The sequence below is a fragment of the Kaistia dalseonensis genome, from assembly GCF_030814715.1.
In the GTDB taxonomy this organism is placed as follows: Bacteria; Pseudomonadota; Alphaproteobacteria; order Rhizobiales; family Kaistiaceae; genus Kaistia; species Kaistia dalseonensis.
In genome coordinates this window covers 546,604-563,481 of sequence record NZ_JAUSVO010000003.1, presented here as the reverse complement: position 1 = coordinate 563,481, position 16,878 = coordinate 546,604, and the positions used below count along the sequence as shown (strand labels likewise).

Below are 16,878 nucleotides of genomic sequence, written 5' to 3'. Positions count from 1 at the left end.
TCGCGCTCCACAAAATTGCGGAGGTGGGCATTCTTCTCGTTGGCCTCGGCAAGAGCCCGCGCAAGCGAACGCGACTGGCTGGCTTCGGTCGTCATCGTGCCCCGCAGATTGGCGACATAGTTGTCATCATACAGCAGGTTGCTGGCGACGGCAGGCAAAGCGCCATCGGACGCGATCGCCACGAAATTGCGGATGGAAGGCGCGTCGCTGCCATCGGACTGAGTCAATCCACTGGCACTCTCGAAGCTCTCGATCTCGATCGAGGTTCCATCGGCAATGATGGCGGAGCCGGATATCGGGCGCTGATCATAAAGACGGACATTCGCGAAAAGCTCGGCCAGAGCCTTGCGGAACTGATCCCGATTCTGAAGGTTCGGCGCCGAGATTATCAAGGTGCCTTCAGGCCGCAGAACGCGGGCTATTTCCTGAAGAAACGCCCCTTGGCCTTCGAGGCGTCCGATCAACCCGAAGCAGATGACGACATCGACGGCATTGTCGTCCAGCAGGATCGGGTCTGTGTCAGAAACTATGAATTGAACGTTGGCTGTGGCGTAGGTCGAGCGGGCGACGGCGATGGCGGCTTCGTCTGGATCGATACCAACGACATTCCCGGCGACCTGTCCGATCAAACTGCTGCCGTAGCCCTCACCGCAGGCAATATCGAGAACGGTCTTGCCGCGACACAGCTCGAGGGCAAAGAGATACATCTGATGCTGTTCGTGCCGAATAGTGCCGGCAATGCCAGAAACGTGACGCTCTCCATCGAACTCGAGTTGCTTCGACGGTTGTGGAAAAGTGTACTGATTCTGCGTCATCGCCGCCTTACGTCGTCTCTGCGCCTAACTCGAGGTTGAATCAAAGGTCGCCCTGTCTGGTGCCGGAAGCCCGGAAAGTCAATTTCCGAGCCGTCCGAGGGGCCAGCGAACTCAATAGGCGACTTTTGATCGGGTCGCGAGTCCGGACCCTCGCGACGAACTTCGAATGATGACGCCGTGCGGCGCGTATTGTCTGCGTCTCAGGTCACACCGGGGCTGACGGGCGAGCCGCTGGGGAGAATTTCCACTGGCTGATTTCCGGCATGTCCTCGCCATGCTCGCGGACATAATGGTGGTGCTCGTCCAGCTTGGCCTCCAGCCGCTTGATGAACGGACCAGCCTTGGCATGAAGGCGCGGCAGGCGTGACACCGCCTCGATGGCGAGGTGGTAGCGGTCAAGCTGGTTCATGACGGTCATGTCGAAGGGAGTCGTGGTCGTGCCCTGCTCGATGAAGCCGCGGACGTGGAAATTCGGGTGGTTCCTGCGCTTATAGACCAGGCGATGGATCAGATACGGATAACCGTGATAGGCGAAGATCACCGGCCGATCGGTGCTGAAGAGGCTGTCGAAAAGCGGGTCCGATATGCCGTGCGGATGCTGACCCGGCGATTGCAGCGCCATCAGGTCGACGACATTGACCACCCGGATGCGAAGCTGCGGGAAGGCTTCGCGCAGGAGTTCGACGGCCGCCAGCGTTTCGAGCGTCGGCACGTCGCCGGCGCAGGCCATCACGAGGTCTGGCTCAAGCCCATCCTCTTCGGTCCCGGCCCAGTCCCATATGCCCAGGCCAGCCTCGCAATGCCGGATGGCCTCGTCCATGCCGAGCCATTGCGGTGCGGGCTGCTTGCCGGCCACGATGACGTTGATGCGGTTCCATGTGGCGAGGCAATGGTCGCCGACCCAGAGCAGCGTATTGGCATCCGGCGGGAAATAGACCCGCACGACATCGGCCGTCTTGTTGGCGACGAGGTCTACGAAACCCGGATCCTGATGGCTGAAGCCATTGTGATCCTGCCGCCAGACATGGGAGGTCAGCAGGTAGTTCAGCGACGAGATAGGCTTGCGCCAAGCCAGGTCACGCGATGATTTCAGCCATTTGGCGTGCTGGTTGAACATGGAATCGACGATGTGGATGAAGGCTTCATAGCACGAGAAGAAGCCATGCCGTCCGGTCAGGAGATAGCCCTCCAGCCAGCCCTGGCAGAGATGCTCGCTCAGCACCTCCATGACGCGGCCATCCGGTGAGAGATGATCATCGCCCGGTATCGTCTCGGCCATCCAGACGCGATCGGTCGCCTCGAAGACGCTGTTGAGGCGGTTGGAGTTGGTCTCGTCCGGCCCGAAGATGCGGAAGCTGCGCGCCGTCGCGTCAAGGCGGATGATATCGCGCAGGTAATCACCAAGGATCTTGGTTGATTGCTCCTCGGCGCCGCCGGGAGTAGCGACCGTCACGGCATAATCGCGAAAGTCCGGCCGCTTCAGTTCATGTCGCAGCAAGCCGCCATTGGCGTGCGGGTTGGCGCCCATGCGCCGCGTGCCTTCCGGAGCAAGCGCCTTCAGTTCCGGCTTCAGGTCGCCGGTTTCATCGAACAGATCGGCCGGGTCATAGCTTCGCATCCAGTCTTCCAGGATCTTGCGGTGCCCTTCGTCCTGGCGGCAATTGGCCACCGGAACCTGATGCGAGCGCCACGACCCCTCGACGATCTTGCCGTCGACGACTTTCGGCCCGGTCCATCCCTTCGGACTGCGCAGGACGATCATCGGCCAGCGCGGCCGTTCGCCGGGCTCGGCCTCGGCCGCAAGCTTGATCGCCGCAATCCGGTCGAAGATGGTGTCCAGCGTCTCCGCCATCTTGTCGTGCATCAGCGTCGGGTCGCTGCCCTCGACGAAGAATGGCTCATAACCATAGCCGGTGAAGAGATGGACCAGTTCTTCGTCACCCAGCCGCGCGAGCACGGTCGGGTTGGCGATCTTGTAGCCGTTCAGATGGAGGATCGGCAGGACCACGCCGTCACGGGCGGGGTTCAGGAATTTGTTGGAATGCCACGAGGTGGCGAGCGGCCCGGTCTCGGCTTCGCCGTCGCCGATGACGCAGGCGACGACGAGCTCCGGATTATCGAAGGCCGCGCCGTAGGCATGGACGAGCGCATAGCCGAGCTCGCCGCCCTCATGGATGGAGCCGGGCGTCTCGGGCGCGGCATGGCTCGGTATGCCGCCGGGGAAGGAAAACTGGTGGAAGAGCTTCTTGATCCCCGCCTCGTCGCGAGCGATCGCCGGGTAGATCTCGCTATAGGTGCCTTCGAGATAGGTGTTGGCCACCATGCCGGGGCCGCCATGGCCAGGGCCGCAGATGTAGATGATGTCGGCGTCGCGCGCCTTGATGATGCGGTTGAGGTGGGCATAGATGAAATTGAGGCCCGGCGTCGTTCCCCAATGGCCCAGCAGGCGCGGCTTGACGTGTTCGGGACGCAGCGGCTCCTTCAGGAGCGGATTATCCAGCAGGTATATCTGGCCAACGGAGAGATAGTTGGCGGCGCGCCAATACCGGTCGATCAGCGTGCGTTCATGGGCGTCCATTCGACTTCTCCGCGATTGTCTGGCGCTGTGTTTGGATGATAGCGACCGCCTCATCGGCGATGACCTGCTCTTCATCCGTCGGAATGACGAAGATCTGGATACGACTGCTTGTATCGGCGATGCGAAGGACGTTGGCTTCGTTCGCTGCCGGGTCCAGCACCGCGCCGAGCCAGCCGAGCCGCGCGCAGACTGCGCTGCGGATTTCGGGCTGGTGCTCCCCTATGCCGGCCGTGAAGACGATCGCGTCGAGCCCTCCGAGGCTCATCGCGATCCTGCCGATCTCTCCCGCAATGCGGAAGGTGAAGAGGTCCAGTGCTTCCTTCGCCTCGGGGCGATCGCTTGCAATCAGGTCGCGGCTGTCGGCGCTGATCCCCGAAACGCCCAGAAGGCCCGAGCGGTGGTAGAGCATGTCCTCGATTTCGGCGGGCGAAAGATGCTTCTGGCCTAAAAGGTGCAGCATCACGCCGGGGTCGAGCGCGCCGCAGCGCGTCGCCATCGGAATGCCGTCCAGCGTCGAAAAACTCATGCTGACGTCCCGACTGGCGCCCTCGTCGAAACCGCAAAGGCTGGCGCCGCTGCCGAGATGAGCCGCGATGACCTTGCGGCTCGCAACCTCGGGAGCGCAGCGCTTCAGCTCTCCGGCTATGAATTTATAGGACAATCCATGGAAGCCGTAGCGCTTGATGCCTTCATCATGCAGCGCACGCGGAATGGCGAAGCGCCGGACGACCGGCGCGTTGGTCCGGTGAAAGGCCGTGTCGAACGAGGCCACCTGCTCGATATCGGGCCGCAATTTGCGGATGGCGCGAATGAGCCGCAGGCTCTGTGGCTGGTGCAGCGGCGCCAGCGGCGTCAGGTCGTCGATCGCCTGGATCGTGCGATCGTCGAGCACCACCGGCGCATCGAAGATATCGCCGCCATGCACGATGCGATGGCCGATCACGGCGATGCGGTCCATGTCGAAATGATGGGTGAGCCAGCCGAGCGTCTCGGCCAGGACCTCGGTGAGGTCGTCCGCCGCCTCGGCCTCAAGATCAACCGCAAAGGTTACAGGCCCTTCGGTGACGCGAAAGCTGAGCGGCTTCGCGCGAAAATCGATCACGCCGCGCGCGACCCGGGTCGCACCGCCCGTCTCCATCTCGAAGAGGCCGACCTTCACCGTCGATGAGCCGGCATTGAATGTCATCATCAGATCGGCGGTCATGACTCCGGCACTCCGGGCATGCGCACATGCGCGACGAGCTTGGCGAGCGCAGCCGAGGCGATGCGCGCGGTGAGCGGGTCGGACCGGCTGGTCAGGACGATCGGCACGCGTGCGCCGAGCACGAGCCCGGCCGCAGTCGCTCCGGCGAAATAGATCAGCTGCTTGGCCAGAATGTTGCCAGCCTCGAGGTCGGGGACAAGCAGAATGTCGGCCTGGCCTGCGACCGGAGAGACGATGCCCTTGGTCTTCGCCGCTTCGGCATTGATGGCGTTGTCGAAGGCGAGGGGACCATCGACCTTGGCACCGGTGATCTGGCCGCGTGCAGCCATGACCGTGAGCGCGGCGGCATCGAGTGTCGACGGCATCTTGGCGTTCACCGTTTCCACCGCGGCCAGGATGGCAACGCGTGGCTCTTCGAGGCCGAGCGCGTGCAGCATGTCGATGGCGTTCTGGCAGATGTCGCGCTTCTGGTCGAGCGTCGGCTGGATGTTAATGGCCGCGTCGGTGACGATGATCGGCTTTGAATAGGCGGGAACGTCCATGGCGTAGACATGGCTGATCCTCCGCTCGGTCCGCAGGCCCGAGCCGGGGGCTACGACCGCGCCCAGCAATTCGTCGGTGTGCAGGCTGCCCTTGACGAGCAGGGCGATCTTGCCCGCCACGGCCATTTCGACAGCACGAGCGGCGGCCGCATGGCTATGCGGGACGGATTCGATCGTCATCCCGTCAAGCGACACGCCGGCTGCTTCGGCGGCAGCTCGTATCTTGGCCTCCGGACCGATCAGCAGCGGGTCGAGCAGGCCCTGATCGCGGACCTCGATGGCGGCCAGGATCGCCTCGGGGGAGCAGGGATGCACGATGCCGGCCCGGAGCACGGGCAAGGCCTGCGCCTCCTTGACGAACGCATCATAGCGATCGTGGCGCCGCAGCGTGACGTCGGGCAGCCGCATGCGGGGCCAGGTGATGCTCTCGGCCGGCGCCATGACGGTCGCGAGACCGCTCAGCACCGCGTCGCCATTCTGGTTTGTGCACGTGGTTTCGAGCAGCACGATGCGCTTTTCCGGCCGCTTTTCCCTAACGGTCACGGTCGCCGTAATCGTGTCGCCCGGGGCCACGGGCTTCAGGAACTTCAAGTCCTGGCCGAGATAGATGGTTCCGGGGCCGGGCAGTTTCGTGCCGAGAAGGGCAGAGATCAGGGCGGCCGTCCACATGCCATGCGCCACGACATGACCGAAGAGGTTCGTCGCGGCGAAAGCGGCGTCGAGATGCGCGGGGTTCAGGTCACCCGAGACGGTCGCGAACAGCTCGATGTCGTCGCGTCCGATCGTGCGGACGATCGAGGCCGTTTCGCCAAGCGAGAGCTCGTCGAAGGTCCGATTGCGCATCAGGGTCTCGGTCATCGGGTCCTCAACGCTGGAAGACATAGGTGCCCGGAGCATCGCCGAGCTGCGGATAGCCGGCACCGGGCGCACCCAAGGCGGGCGGCACGACGCGCTCTGCCGTGCTGCGGCGGTCGAGCCAGTCGACCCATTCGGTCCACCATGAACCTTCCCTCGGTGCGTTGGCCTCGACCCACTCCTTGGGTGACAGGTAGGGGCCGATCGCTTCCTTGGTCGCGACGCGGTAGCGTCGTCCGCGATGACCGGGCTCGCTGACGATGCCGGCATTATGACCACCGCTCGTCAACACGAAGGTGACATCGGTATCGGTGATCTGGTGGATCTTGTAGACTGAGTGCCAGGGCGCGACATGGTCGCGCTCCGTGCCGACCACGAAGATGGGCGCGCGAATGTTGAGCAGGACGGCGGGACGGCCATCGACCATGAACTGACCGGCTGCCAGTTCGTTGTCGAGGTAGAGGCGCTGCAGATATTCGACATGCATGCGGTAGGGCATGCGGGTCGAATCCGCGTTCCACGCCATCAGGTCGGTCATCGGGCTGCGCTCGCCCATCAGGTAATCATGGATCAGGCGCGACCAGATCAGGTCGTTGCTGCGCAGCAGCTGGAACGCGCCGGCCATCTGGTCTGCCGACAGATAGCCACGGTTCCACATCATCCCGTCGAGGAGATGCAGTTGGCTGTCGTCGATGAACAGTGCGAGTTCGCCGGGCTCGGTGAAATCGGTTTGCGCTGCCAGCAGCGTGATCGAGGCGAGGCGGTCATCACCCTTCTGGGCCATCGCAGCCGCGGCGATCGAAAGCAGCGTGCCGCCCAGGCAGTAACCGGTCGCATGGATCTTCACGCCCGGGACAATGGATCCGACGGCATCGAGCGCCGCCATGAGCCCCATTTCGCGATAGTCGTGCATGGAGAGGTCGCGATCGGCCGCCGTCGGGTTGCGCCAGGAGACGCAGAACACCGTATGGCCGGCTGCAACGAGATGGCGGATCAGGGAGTTCTGCGGCGAGAGATCGAGAATATAATACTTCATGATCCAGGCCGGCACGATCAGGACCGGCTCGGCGAAGACCGTTTCGGTGGTGGGGGCGTACTGGATCAGTTCGATCAGGTGATTACGGTAGACGACCTTGCCGGGCGTTACGGCCACCTCCCGGCCGGGGACAAAATCCTCCGTGCCGACGGGCGGTTGGCCCGTCGCGAGACGGCCGGCATCTTCGAGCCAGTTCTGGAAGCCACGCCCGAAATTTGATCCGCCAGTCTCGAGCGCCCTTGCAATGATCTCGGGATTGGCGAGGGGGCTGTTGGAGGGCGAGACAACGTCCAGCATCTGGCGGGCGGAGAAGGCGACCACGTCCTGATGGTGTGGCGTCATGCCCGCGACGTCATGCGTCACCTCCTCCCACCATTGTTGCCCCAGCAGGAAGGCCTGGGACCACAGGCTGAAGGGCGGGTTCTGCCAGCCCTCGGCGCTGAAGCGATAGTCGCCCGGCAGGGGGGAGATGGCGGGCGGGGAACCCGGCGTGACGGCATGGGTCACCAGTTCGGTGGCCTTGCGATAGGCACTCGCGGCAAGCCCGATCTGCTTGCCCGGCGCCGACGCGAGGTGGATCGACCAGTCGAAGAGCGCGAGCGCCAGCGACGCCGGCGAAAGTCCGCTGGTGAGCCGCGCCATGGAGGCCTGGCTCATCCGGTCGAGCGCGTTGAAGGCCTCTTCCCCTGTCTGGGCCGGACCGCTCGAAGGGCGCTGTGGCAAGACCGCTTTGTGCTGATCGGGGAGGGGCGTCGTCTCCGGAACCATGCTCTTGCTCATCACCACCCGTTTCATGTGTCTTCGGATCGGCCGCCGCGACTCAATCAGAACGGGCGGGCTGACGCAGGCGGACCGCCCGCATCGGCCCCTTTCGAGACCATGACCAGTTTCGAATACGGTCAAGCCCCTGACGAATGCCGCCCCTCCACCATCTCGATCTGGATGGTCCGGTGCACCGATTCGCAATGGGCGTTGACCGCAGCCTGCAACCCATGCCCGCAAAAACGGCCCTGCAAGAACGGCTTCCCAACTTGGCTCAATCCTAGTTCGGGTCGTCTCGGAACCGCTTGACGCAGATCAAGCGAGCGCCCTCACGCCGACGCAAGCGCATGGCGTGGGTCTGGTTCTGCCCGAACGATGGCCAGCTCAAATCGCCGTGGCCATCACTTTGCGGATATCAGTTTGTTCGTCCGGCCGAACCCATTGGGCGAGGGCGCGGCACGGGCATGGCGACGCTGGCAACCAAGGTCACCCGCACGTCGAGGCCCGGCCGAGGCCGTGGCAGCGGGACAATTGATGGCGCCTCGGCAGCCACGGCCGTCGGCTGCGGCTTGGGTGTCGGCTCGGGCACGACCGCTGCCGCATCCTGGGTGGGGGCGGGCGCGACTTCGGCGACCAGCGTCGGCGAGCCGGGCTTCGGTCGCGGGATCGGCATGACGATGACGTCTTCGACAGCGGACGTCTCGACGAATGCCGCTTCGATGGCGGTTGGAGACGGGACGATGGACGCAAGAACGACCTGAGGCTGTGCGACAGTCGGCACCTTGATCAGCTGCGCCAGCATCCTCTTGCGCTTGGCTTCGTAATAATAGCCCGTCTTGTAGAGCTTGTGGGCGCGCGACTCGTTGCCGCCCGAAACCATGTAGGCATTGGCGAGATAGGCGACGCCATAGGTCAGGTTGGTCTCTGGGTCGAGCAGGCCGGTCACGGGCCCCGAATAGCCGACGCCCCGCGCGGTATCGAAGCGGATCTGCATCAATCCCCAATAGGGGCCATTGCGGGCCGAAGGATCGAACCGGCTCTCCTGCCGGACAATGCGCATCACCAGGCCCGGCGGTACATCATAGAGCTCCGCATAATGGCGAACACGCGCCTCGAGCTCCTCGCGCGAGGGGGCTGCGCCGGCGATCGATATCACCGATGCGAAGATCAAGCCTGCCATCAGGGGCACGCGGAAACGGTCCACGAGATAGCCTATTGGAAGTCTCCTTCTGTCTCGCGAGGACGATCCACAGCCCCGATTTCGAGGGCAATCGCCATGCGCGATCCTTCAGTTTCAGCTCTGTTCATACCCTGCGTCGGGCTTTCCGGCAATCTTCCGCGCCGAAGACCTGATTTCAAGGCGTTCTTGCCCATCGATTCGGACGCCTTCAAGGCGCCGGGCGGGTTGCTTCGCCCCGCTGCGCCGGCTGCTTTTCCCAACCGGCGAGGATCGCGACGAGCCGCGCCCGATCGGCATCATCCAGCCGCGGCAGGCCCGGAAGGCGCACCGGACCGACCGGGTCGCCGCGAAGCGCCAGCGCCTCTTTGACGACGGTGACATTGGCGCCGTTGTTGAAGCGGGTCCGCATCTGCTCGAAGCCGGCAATGGTGTCGACGAGCGCCCGCGCGGCGCCGAATTCGCCGCTCTCCAACGCGTCCCAGATGGCGAGCGAACGTGTGGGATCGATATTGACGAGGCCGGACGTGAAACCACGCGCACCGAGCGCATAGAAGGAAACGGCCCAGCCTTCCGCGAGCCCGCAGATCCAGACCGCAGGACTGTCCCGCGTCGCGCGGACGCATTCGGCAAACAGCATCAGGTTCGTTGAGGCGAATTTGACGCCGGCAATGTTCGGATGGGTGGCGACGCGCACGAGATCGACGACGCCGATCGCATCCGACCGGAGATAGGCGACCAGCGGCAGCTCCGATTCCTCGGCAATGGCGATGAAATAATCGGCCTGCGCCTGGGGCGCGGCAAAAGGATCGAGCGGATGATGCACCATCACGCCATCGGCGGCCCTCGCGCTTCGCCGAGCGGGCGGTGGCGACCGCCTCGCGGACGGAGCGGCCAGCGGCGGCCGTGACCGCCGAGCGCCCGTCATTGGCCTTCACGGCGATGGACTGGAGCCTAACGACCTCGTCGAACGTCAGGCTGGAGAACTCGCCGGTATTGTCGGCGGTGACGATGTTGTGGATGTGGGCGGCGGCGATGCGATCGACGATCTTGGCCGTCAACACGCCGTCAACCTCACCCGCGCTGTCATAGGCCGTGACATGCACGCCCGATATGCCGGTCAGCACGCGCCGATAGCGTTCGATCTCCATCAGCTCGCCTCCTCGCTCCATGCCGAAAACCACCCGAAATGGGCTCGTATCGACATGGATAGCATGATCCGGAAGCGGTCGAGCGGCGCGAATGGCCGGCGATCCGGCCTCAGGCCTCGGGCGTCTCGGCCAGGATTCCGGTTTGCACGGCGACGCGCCGATAGGCGGCGCCGGCCGTGAACCCGCCGTCGATCACGAAGTCCTCGCCCGTTATGAAGCTCGAAGCATCGGAGGCCAGGAACAGCACCAGTTCGGCGATCTCGTCCGGCTTGGCGCTGCGGCGCATCGGCGTCATCTCGATCATCGGCTTCAGATGCGGGCTGGCCGCATTGAGGCCGGTGACCACGAGACCCGGGCAGACCGCATTGACGCGGATGCCCCTGTCGACCAGTTCCATCGCCGCGCTCCGGGTCAGGCCGCGCAGCCCCCATTTGGAGGCCGTGTAGGCCGGATCATAATGACCGGAGAAGGCGCTGTTCGAGGATATGTTGATGATCGAGCCGCCGCCGGTCTCGGCCATGAGGGCCGTCACCGCCTGGATGCCGAGAAAGGCGCCGGTCAGATTGACCTTCAGCACGCGCTCCCAGCCTTCGAGCGCGGTTGTCGCGACCGTGGTGCGGTTGATGATGCCGGCATTGTTGACGAGGATGTCGAGGCGGCCCAGCCAATCGCGCGCCAGAGCAACGCAGCCGGCCCAGCTTTCCGGGCTGGTGACGTCGTGGCGATAGAAGCGCACGGGTCGGCCCAACTCGGTGAGGACCTTTGCCAGCGCCTCACCTTCCGCATCGAGCACGTCGGCAATGATGACAGCTGCGCCGCGGTCGGAGAGAAGGCGGACCTCCGCTTCTCCTTGGCCCCGCGCGCCGCCGGTTACGATGGCGACGCGCCCCTGGAGGTCGGTCATGATCAAGTCCTCGCTTGGATCGTTATCCATGGTGGCAGCGCGCCGGCCCATGGGCCGACGCAAGGCTGCTTCATCAGGCGCGGCGGAAGCCGACCAGGGTTTCGTCCGCGACGTCGGGCAGATTGACGACGATGTTGTCCGGCGTGCGGGTCGTCAGCCAGACCAGCTCTTCGGTCGTCGACATGTTGACTTCGACATGCGGCCAGAACGGCGGCACGAAGATGAAATCGCCTTCTTCCATGTCGAGATATTCGGAGAAGTTCTCGCCGAAATAGATGCGCGCCTTGCCCTTCAGCACGTAGCCGCCGGTCTCGGCTTCGCCGTGATGATGGGGGTACGAGCGATAGCCCGGCTCGTTGGAAACCTTGCCGAACCAAATCTTCGTCGCCGGGGTGTGCTGCGGACCGACTCCGCTGACGCGCACGCAGCCGCCCGACTGGGTCGTCTGCTTATCCTCGTGGCCTTTGCGCGTGATGACGGGCATAACCTTGGACATATATTCCTCCTGCTGAAATCGGGCCTCTTCGCGATGGGCCCGGATGCTGATGCCTCAGTCCGGCACGACGGCCAGGGCCTGGATTTCCACCTTGGCGCGGTCTTCCATCAGGGCGACGACCTGAACGGCGGCCATGGGCGGGAAATGGCGGCCGATGATCGCGCGATAGACCGAGCCGATTTCCTTCATCCGCGATTTGTAGGCATCGCGATCGGTGAAGTACCAAGTCATCTGGATGATGTGTTCTGGCTTCGCTTCCGCGTGCTCCAGCACCGTGACGATGTTGGTCAGCGTCTGGCGCACCTGGTCGACGAAATCGTCGGACTGGAACTGGCAGTTCTCGTCCCAGCCGACCTGGCCGCCGACCTGCACGATGCGGCCGCGCGCGGAAATGCCGTTGGCATAGCCGACCGGCTTCGCCCAGTGATCGGGCTGAATGATTTCATGCTTCATCGAGAGGCTCCAGGTAGCGGGAAAGACCGGCCCGGACATCGTGCGGCCAGGGATAGGATTTGTGATTGTCGAGCGAGGTGGCGACGATGCGCTGCTTGACGGTCCAGATCACATGGTCGCGCACGCTCACGATCGTCTCCAGATCGAGTGAGGAGCGGCCGATGGCGCGGACATGCACCTCGAAGTCGAGAACGTCGCCATAGGTGGACGGGCGCTTGAACTCGAGGTTCAGCGTCACGGTCGGCAGGCCGATCCGGCGATCCACCAGCAGTTCTTTCCAGCTCAGCCCGACGGAGGCGAACATCGCCTCGTTCACGTCGACCAGCATGGAGAGGTAGGCGGGGTGGTAGGCGATCCCGGTCAGGTCGCAATCGCCGAAGCGCAGGGGTATGGAAATCGTGAAGGGCATTGGGTGTGCTTTCGTTTCTGGCTGCTCTGCGCTCTAGCCTGCCATGACTTCGCCGCCGGCAACGACGATCGACTGGCCGGTGATCGAGCCGGAAGCGGGAAGAACCAGCCAGAGGACGCTGTTCGCGACTTCCTCGGGCTCGATGAGGCGGCCCTGCGGATTGGCCTTGGTCAGCTCCGCCAGCGCCTCGGCTTGCGTCCGTCCGGTCTTCTCGACGATCGTCGCAAGGGCCTGTCGGATGATCGGCGTGTCGGTGAAGCCGGGGCAGACCGCATTGACGGTAACGCCCTTCCGGGCGAGTTCGAGCGCAAGCGCCCGGGTCAGACCGACAACACCATGCTTGGCGGCGCAGTAGGCGGAAACATAGGCGTAGCCGACAAGCCCCGCCGTCGAGGCGATGTTAATGATCCGCGCCCCGGTGCCGAACGCCTTCAGGTCCGGCAGGACGGCCTGCGTGACGTGAAAGACGCCGCCGAGATCGACCGCGATCACATGCGACCACATTTCCTCGGTCGTCTTCTCGAACGGCGCACTAGGAGCTTCGCCGGCATTGTTGACGAGGACCGAGATGGGGCCGAAGCGGTCGCGGGCCACGGCAAGGCCCGCGATAATGGCCGCGGGATCCGTTACATCGAAGCCAGCGGCGACATGGGCGTGGGCAGCGCCGAGTTCGTCGGCGAGCGCCTGCAGCGGCTCGGCGCGTCGTCCAGCCAGGGTCACCCGGAGGCCCGAGGCGACGAGTGCGCGGGCGATCGCGGCACCTATGCCGCTTCCGGCGCCCGTCACCAGAGCATGGCGACCCTGCAGCGAAGGGGAAGGGGACATTGCCACCATCCTCACTTCGACGCGGTCGAGGCCGCGCTGGCGCGTGCGAGATTGGCCTCATACTGATATTTGCCGGCGCGATACTGCTTCGGCCACGGCACAGAGGTGAGCCCGATCTTCGCCGCTTCGTGCAGCGCCCATGCCGGATCGGCCAGATGCGGGCGGGCTACGGCGCAGAGGTCGGCGCGGCCGGCCGCGATGATCGAATTGGCGTGATCGGCTTCCGAAATCGCACCGACCGCAATGGTCGGGATGCGTATCTCGTTCCGGATCTTGTCGGCGAACGGCGTCTGGAACAGACGGCCATAGACCGGCTTTTCTTCCTTCCACACCTGCCCGGACGAGCAATCGATCAGATCGGCGCCAGCCGCCTTGAACATTTCTGCGAAGATCGCGGCGTCGTCAGGCGTGTTGCCGCCCTCGAACCAGTCGTGGCAGGAGAGGCGCACCGAGATGGGCTTGTCCTCCGGCCAGGCGGCCCGGACCGCATGGAAGACTTCCAGGGGGAAGCGCGCGCGATTCTCGTGACTGCCGCCATATTCATCCTCGCGCCGATTGGTGAGCGGCGACAGGAAGCTCGACAGCAGGTAGCCATGCGCGCAATGCAGTTCCAGCCAGTCGACGCCAGCCTCGTCCGCGCGCCTGGTGGCGGCGACGAAATCGGCGAGGACGCGGTCCATGTCGGCGCGATCCATCGCCTTCGGCGTCTGGCTGTTCTTGAGATAGGGCAGGGCGGAGGCTGAGAGAAGCGGCCAGCCCTCGGTTTCCAGCGGCTGGTCGATGCCATCCCAGGCGAGCTTGGTGGCACCCTTGCGCCCGGCATGGCCGAGCTGCATGCCGACCTTGGCCTCGCTGCTCGCATGCACGAAATCGACGAGCCGTTTCCAGCCCTGCACCTGTTCATCGTTCCAGATGCCCAGGCAACCGGGCGTGATGCGCGCATCGGGCGAGACGCAGGTCATCTCGGCAAAGATCAATCCGGCGCCGCCAAGGGCGCGGCTGCCCAGATGGACGACGTGGAAATCGTCGATGAGTCCGTCCGTCGCCGAATACATCGCCATCGGCGAGACGACGACGCGGTTCGGCAGCTTGACGCCCCGCACCTGGTAGGGCGTGAACATGGGTGGCGTGCAACGCTCGTTTTCCCGCGCGTCGAGGCCGGATTTGCGGGCAAACCAGCGCTCATAGCCTTCGAGCCAGGTCTTGTCGCGCAGGCGCAGGTTTTCGTGGCTGATGCGCTGCGAGCGCGTCAGCATCGAATACATGAACTGCTCCGGCTCCAGCGTATCGGCATAGCGTTCGCCGACCACCTCGAACCATTCCATGGCGTTGCGCGCTGCATTCTGGATGCGAGCAACGTCGACGCGGCGGATTTCCTCATAGGTCGCGAGCACCGCCGGAATCGTTTCCTTGCCGTGGCCGGCCTTCTCGAACTGGTTCGCCAGTTCGATCGCGTCGTCGATGGCGAGCTTGGTGCCGGAGCCGATGGCGAAATGGGCGGTATGGGCTGCATCGCCCATCAGCACGACATGCGACTGGCCATTGAAATGGCTCCACTTGCCGCAGATGAGGCGCTGGAAGTTCAGCCAGGCCGAGCCGCGCATATGACGCGCATTGGTCATCAGCGATGCGCCGTCGAGCACGTCCGAGAACAGGTTCTCGCAGAATTCGATCGATTGCTGCTGGTCCATCCGGCCGAGGCCGTGGGCCTCATAGGCCGCTTCGGTCGTCTCGACGATGAAGGTCGAGGTCTTGTCGTCGAATTTGTAGATATGAGCCTGGAACCAGCCGTGATCCGTCTTGCGGAAATCGAAGGTGAAGGCGTCGAAGGACTTGTCGGTGCCGAGCCAGATATAGCGGTTCGGACGGACGACGAGGTCCGGCGCGAACACCTCGGCATAGCGGTTGCGGATCTTCGAACCGAGACCGTCGGAGGCGATGATCAGGTCGGCATCGGGGAAGTCGAGGTCGCTGTCGACCTCGGTCTCGAATTTCAGCTCGACGCCGAGCGCCTCGCAGCGCGCCTGCAGGATGTTGAGCAGCTTCTTGCGGCCGATGCCGACGAAGCCATGGCCCGTCGTGCGCTGGCGCGTGCCCTTGAAGAGCACTTCAATGTCGTCCCAATGGTTGAACGCCGTCTCGATCTCGGCCGCGCTCTCGGGATCCCAGGCGCGCATGGACGTCATGGTCGCGTCGGAAAAGACCACGCCCCAGCCGAACGTGTCATAGGGGCGGTTGCGCTCGACCACGGTGACGGAATGGGCGGGATGAAGTTTCTTCATCAGAAGCCCGAAATAGAGCCCGGCCGGACCGCCGCCAATACAGACTATGCGCATGGTGGTCTCTCCACATGACACTGGCTCAGGCCAGATGCTTTAAGCTTAAAGTAGTTGGAACTGGCGCGACCCGTCAAGCCGTATTGTGTCGCCGCAGACGCGGCCGGGCGTGGATGAACAGACGGGCGGAGTTCCCCGCGCCGGCGCGGCGCGGGGAATGGTGACGCGAGGCTTAAGCGGCGATGGCTTCACGGGCAGGGGCAGGACGGCGAATGCCCCTCGCTTCCAGGATCGGCAGCACGGTGTCGCGGAAATAGGGGAATTCCTCGGCATAATCGACGAAGGAGAGCGTCGTTCCGCTGAAGCCCGCCGCGTGCAGGGCAATCAGGCCTTCGGCCACCTGCTCCGGCGTGCCGACGAGCGGGAAGCCGCCATGGCCAGCGGCCATACGGTCGCGGATGAGGGCGAGAAGGTCGTGCGGGAAGGAATGCGCATGAGCGAACTGGAGGTTGACCAGATTGTCGACCGCGGCCCAATCGGCATTGTCCTGTCCGAAATATTGCAGATAGTCGCGCGCCTCCTTCTCGGTCGGTCGGCAGACGACATGCGAGAAGGTGAGAACGCCGACGGAGCGCCCGGCCGCGCTGCTCTGCGCCTTGATTTCCGCGATTTCTTCGGTCGAGCGGGCGAGGTCGATCGCGGGCGTGAACAGGAAGTCGGCATTGCGCACGGCGAAGGCGCGGCCCTGACCGGAGCCGGCTGCATTGAGAATCGGGACTTTTCGCGACGGCCTCGGGTCGCCCAGCACCTGCTTCAGCGAGAAGAACTGCCCGTCGAAGTCGAAGGCCTCCTCGCGCTGCCAGAGCGCCTTGACGACGTCGAACCATTCCTCCGCATAGGCGTAGCGTGTCTCGTGGTCGACGGGGAGCGTCAGGCCCAGTGCCTCATATTCCGGACGATTCCAGCCGGCGACGATGTTGAGCCCGATGCGGCCCTTGCTGATCTGGTCGACCGTTGCGATCTGCTTGGCGACGACGACGGGGTGGTTGGCGGTCGTGTGGACCGTGGCGAAGACGTTGATATTCTTCGTATGGGCGAGAAGCCCGGTCGCCCAGGTCATCGTTTCGAGAACGCCGCCATGGAAGTTCGTCTCGCCGCCATAGCCGATCCAGCGTGCGATCGGCAGCATGAAGTCGATCCCGGCATCATCGAGGAGGCGGGCGAGCTTCAGATTATTGTCCCAGGAATTGTTCCATCTTTCCGGTACCTTGGTGACAGACATGCCACCCGAGCAATTGGAAGCGAAGGTGCCGAGCAAAAACTGCCCGGCGGCGAACATGGAGTTCTCCGTCATCACAAGATCCCTGCAATTTGTTAGAATTTACGATAGAAATT

The 16,878-nt window shown here is 64.0% G+C and carries 12 protein-coding genes and 2 pseudogenes; all 14 read right to left on the bottom strand.

Annotated elements, in window-relative coordinates:
- Positions 1-365: 365 nt before the first annotated feature.
- A pseudogene (locus tag QO014_RS24565) lies at positions 366-707 on the bottom strand (class I SAM-dependent methyltransferase); the annotation flags it as partial.
- 313 nt (positions 708-1,020) lie between these two features.
- Positions 1,021-3,393 (bottom strand): phosphoketolase family protein, encoded by a 2,373-nt coding sequence (locus QO014_RS13145; protein WP_266349154.1) that lies wholly within the window; start codon positions 3,391-3,393, stop codon positions 1,021-1,023.
- On the bottom strand, positions 3,380-4,597 hold the full coding sequence (locus QO014_RS13140) for an acetate/propionate family kinase (RefSeq protein ID WP_266349153.1): 1,218 nt from the start codon (positions 4,595-4,597) through the stop codon (positions 3,380-3,382). The genes QO014_RS13145 and QO014_RS13140 overlap by 14 nt, the downstream gene beginning before the upstream one ends.
- Complete coding sequence (locus tag QO014_RS13135; RefSeq protein WP_266349152.1) at positions 4,594-5,997, bottom strand: bifunctional enoyl-CoA hydratase/phosphate acetyltransferase; 1,404 nt, start codon at positions 5,995-5,997, stop codon at positions 4,594-4,596. Before QO014_RS13135 ends, QO014_RS13140 begins: the two co-directional genes overlap by 4 nt.
- A gap of 7 nt (positions 5,998-6,004) precedes the next feature.
- A complete protein-coding gene (locus QO014_RS13130) occupies positions 6,005-7,810 on the bottom strand; it encodes a PHA/PHB synthase family protein (RefSeq protein ID WP_266349151.1) in 1,806 nt (601 codons plus the stop codon).
- Positions 7,811-8,207: 397 nt separating this feature from the next.
- Positions 8,208-8,972, bottom strand: coding sequence for a transglycosylase SLT domain-containing protein (locus tag QO014_RS13125; RefSeq protein WP_266349150.1), 765 nt, complete (start codon positions 8,970-8,972; stop codon positions 8,208-8,210).
- 208 nt (positions 8,973-9,180) lie between these two features.
- Positions 9,181-10,120: pseudogene (locus tag QO014_RS13120) on the bottom strand (dihydrodipicolinate synthase family protein).
- Positions 10,121-10,229: 109 nt separating this feature from the next.
- The gene (locus QO014_RS13115) at positions 10,230-11,024 is read right to left on the bottom strand and encodes an SDR family NAD(P)-dependent oxidoreductase (protein WP_266349149.1); all 795 of its coding nucleotides are present in this window, start codon (positions 11,022-11,024) and stop codon (positions 10,230-10,232) included.
- 73 nt (positions 11,025-11,097) lie between these two features.
- Positions 11,098-11,520, bottom strand: coding sequence for a cupin domain-containing protein (locus QO014_RS13110; protein WP_266349148.1), 423 nt, complete (start codon positions 11,518-11,520; stop codon positions 11,098-11,100).
- 54 nt (positions 11,521-11,574) lie between these two features.
- Positions 11,575-11,973: a RidA family protein gene (locus QO014_RS13105; protein WP_266349147.1), complete on the bottom strand. Its 399-nt coding sequence runs from the start codon at positions 11,971-11,973 to the stop codon at positions 11,575-11,577.
- The gene (locus QO014_RS13100) at positions 11,963-12,382 is read right to left on the bottom strand and encodes an acyl-CoA thioesterase (protein WP_266349146.1); all 420 of its coding nucleotides are present in this window, start codon (positions 12,380-12,382) and stop codon (positions 11,963-11,965) included. Before QO014_RS13100 ends, QO014_RS13105 begins: the two co-directional genes overlap by 11 nt.
- A gap of 33 nt (positions 12,383-12,415) precedes the next feature.
- Positions 12,416-13,207: an SDR family NAD(P)-dependent oxidoreductase gene (locus QO014_RS13095; RefSeq protein ID WP_266349145.1), complete on the bottom strand. Its 792-nt coding sequence runs from the start codon at positions 13,205-13,207 to the stop codon at positions 12,416-12,418.
- An 11-nt stretch (positions 13,208-13,218) separates the two neighbouring features.
- Positions 13,219-15,543, bottom strand: coding sequence for a bifunctional salicylyl-CoA 5-hydroxylase/oxidoreductase (locus QO014_RS13090; protein WP_266349144.1), 2,325 nt, complete (start codon positions 15,541-15,543; stop codon positions 13,219-13,221).
- Positions 15,544-15,715: 172 nt separating this feature from the next.
- Positions 15,716-16,837 carry an LLM class flavin-dependent oxidoreductase gene (locus QO014_RS13085; RefSeq protein ID WP_266349143.1) on the bottom strand — a complete coding sequence of 374 codons (1,122 nt, stop codon included), beginning with the start codon at positions 16,835-16,837 and terminating at the stop codon, positions 15,716-15,718.
- Positions 16,838-16,878: the final 41 nt, after the last annotated feature.

Excerpts from the sequence above, each read along its gene's own strand:
- QO014_RS13145 (WP_266349154.1), bottom strand. The coding sequence starts at position 3,393 with ATGGACGCCCATGAACGCACGCTGATCGACCGGTATTGGCGCGCCGCC.
- QO014_RS13140 (WP_266349153.1), bottom strand. The coding sequence starts at position 4,597 with ATGACCGCCGATCTGATGATGACATTCAATGCCGGCTCATCGACGGTG.
- QO014_RS13135 (WP_266349152.1), bottom strand. The coding sequence starts at position 5,997 with ATGACCGAGACCCTGATGCGCAATCGGACCTTCGACGAGCTCTCGCTT.
- QO014_RS13130 (WP_266349151.1), bottom strand. The coding sequence starts at position 7,810 with ATGAGCAAGAGCATGGTTCCGGAGACGACGCCCCTCCCCGATCAGCAC.
- QO014_RS13125 (WP_266349150.1), bottom strand. The coding sequence starts at position 8,972 with ATGGCAGGCTTGATCTTCGCATCGGTGATATCGATCGCCGGCGCAGCC.
- QO014_RS13115 (WP_266349149.1), bottom strand. The coding sequence starts at position 11,024 with ATGACCGACCTCCAGGGGCGCGTCGCCATCGTAACCGGCGGCGCGCGG.
- QO014_RS13110 (WP_266349148.1), bottom strand. The coding sequence starts at position 11,520 with ATGTCCAAGGTTATGCCCGTCATCACGCGCAAAGGCCACGAGGATAAG.
- QO014_RS13105 (WP_266349147.1), bottom strand. The coding sequence starts at position 11,973 with ATGAAGCATGAAATCATTCAGCCCGATCACTGGGCGAAGCCGGTCGGC.
- QO014_RS13100 (WP_266349146.1), bottom strand. The coding sequence starts at position 12,382 with ATGCCCTTCACGATTTCCATACCCCTGCGCTTCGGCGATTGCGACCTG.
- QO014_RS13095 (WP_266349145.1), bottom strand. The coding sequence starts at position 13,207 with ATGTCCCCTTCCCCTTCGCTGCAGGGTCGCCATGCTCTGGTGACGGGC.
- QO014_RS13090 (WP_266349144.1), bottom strand. The coding sequence starts at position 15,543 with ATGCGCATAGTCTGTATTGGCGGCGGTCCGGCCGGGCTCTATTTCGGG.
- QO014_RS13085 (WP_266349143.1), bottom strand. The coding sequence starts at position 16,837 with ATGACGGAGAACTCCATGTTCGCCGCCGGGCAGTTTTTGCTCGGCACC.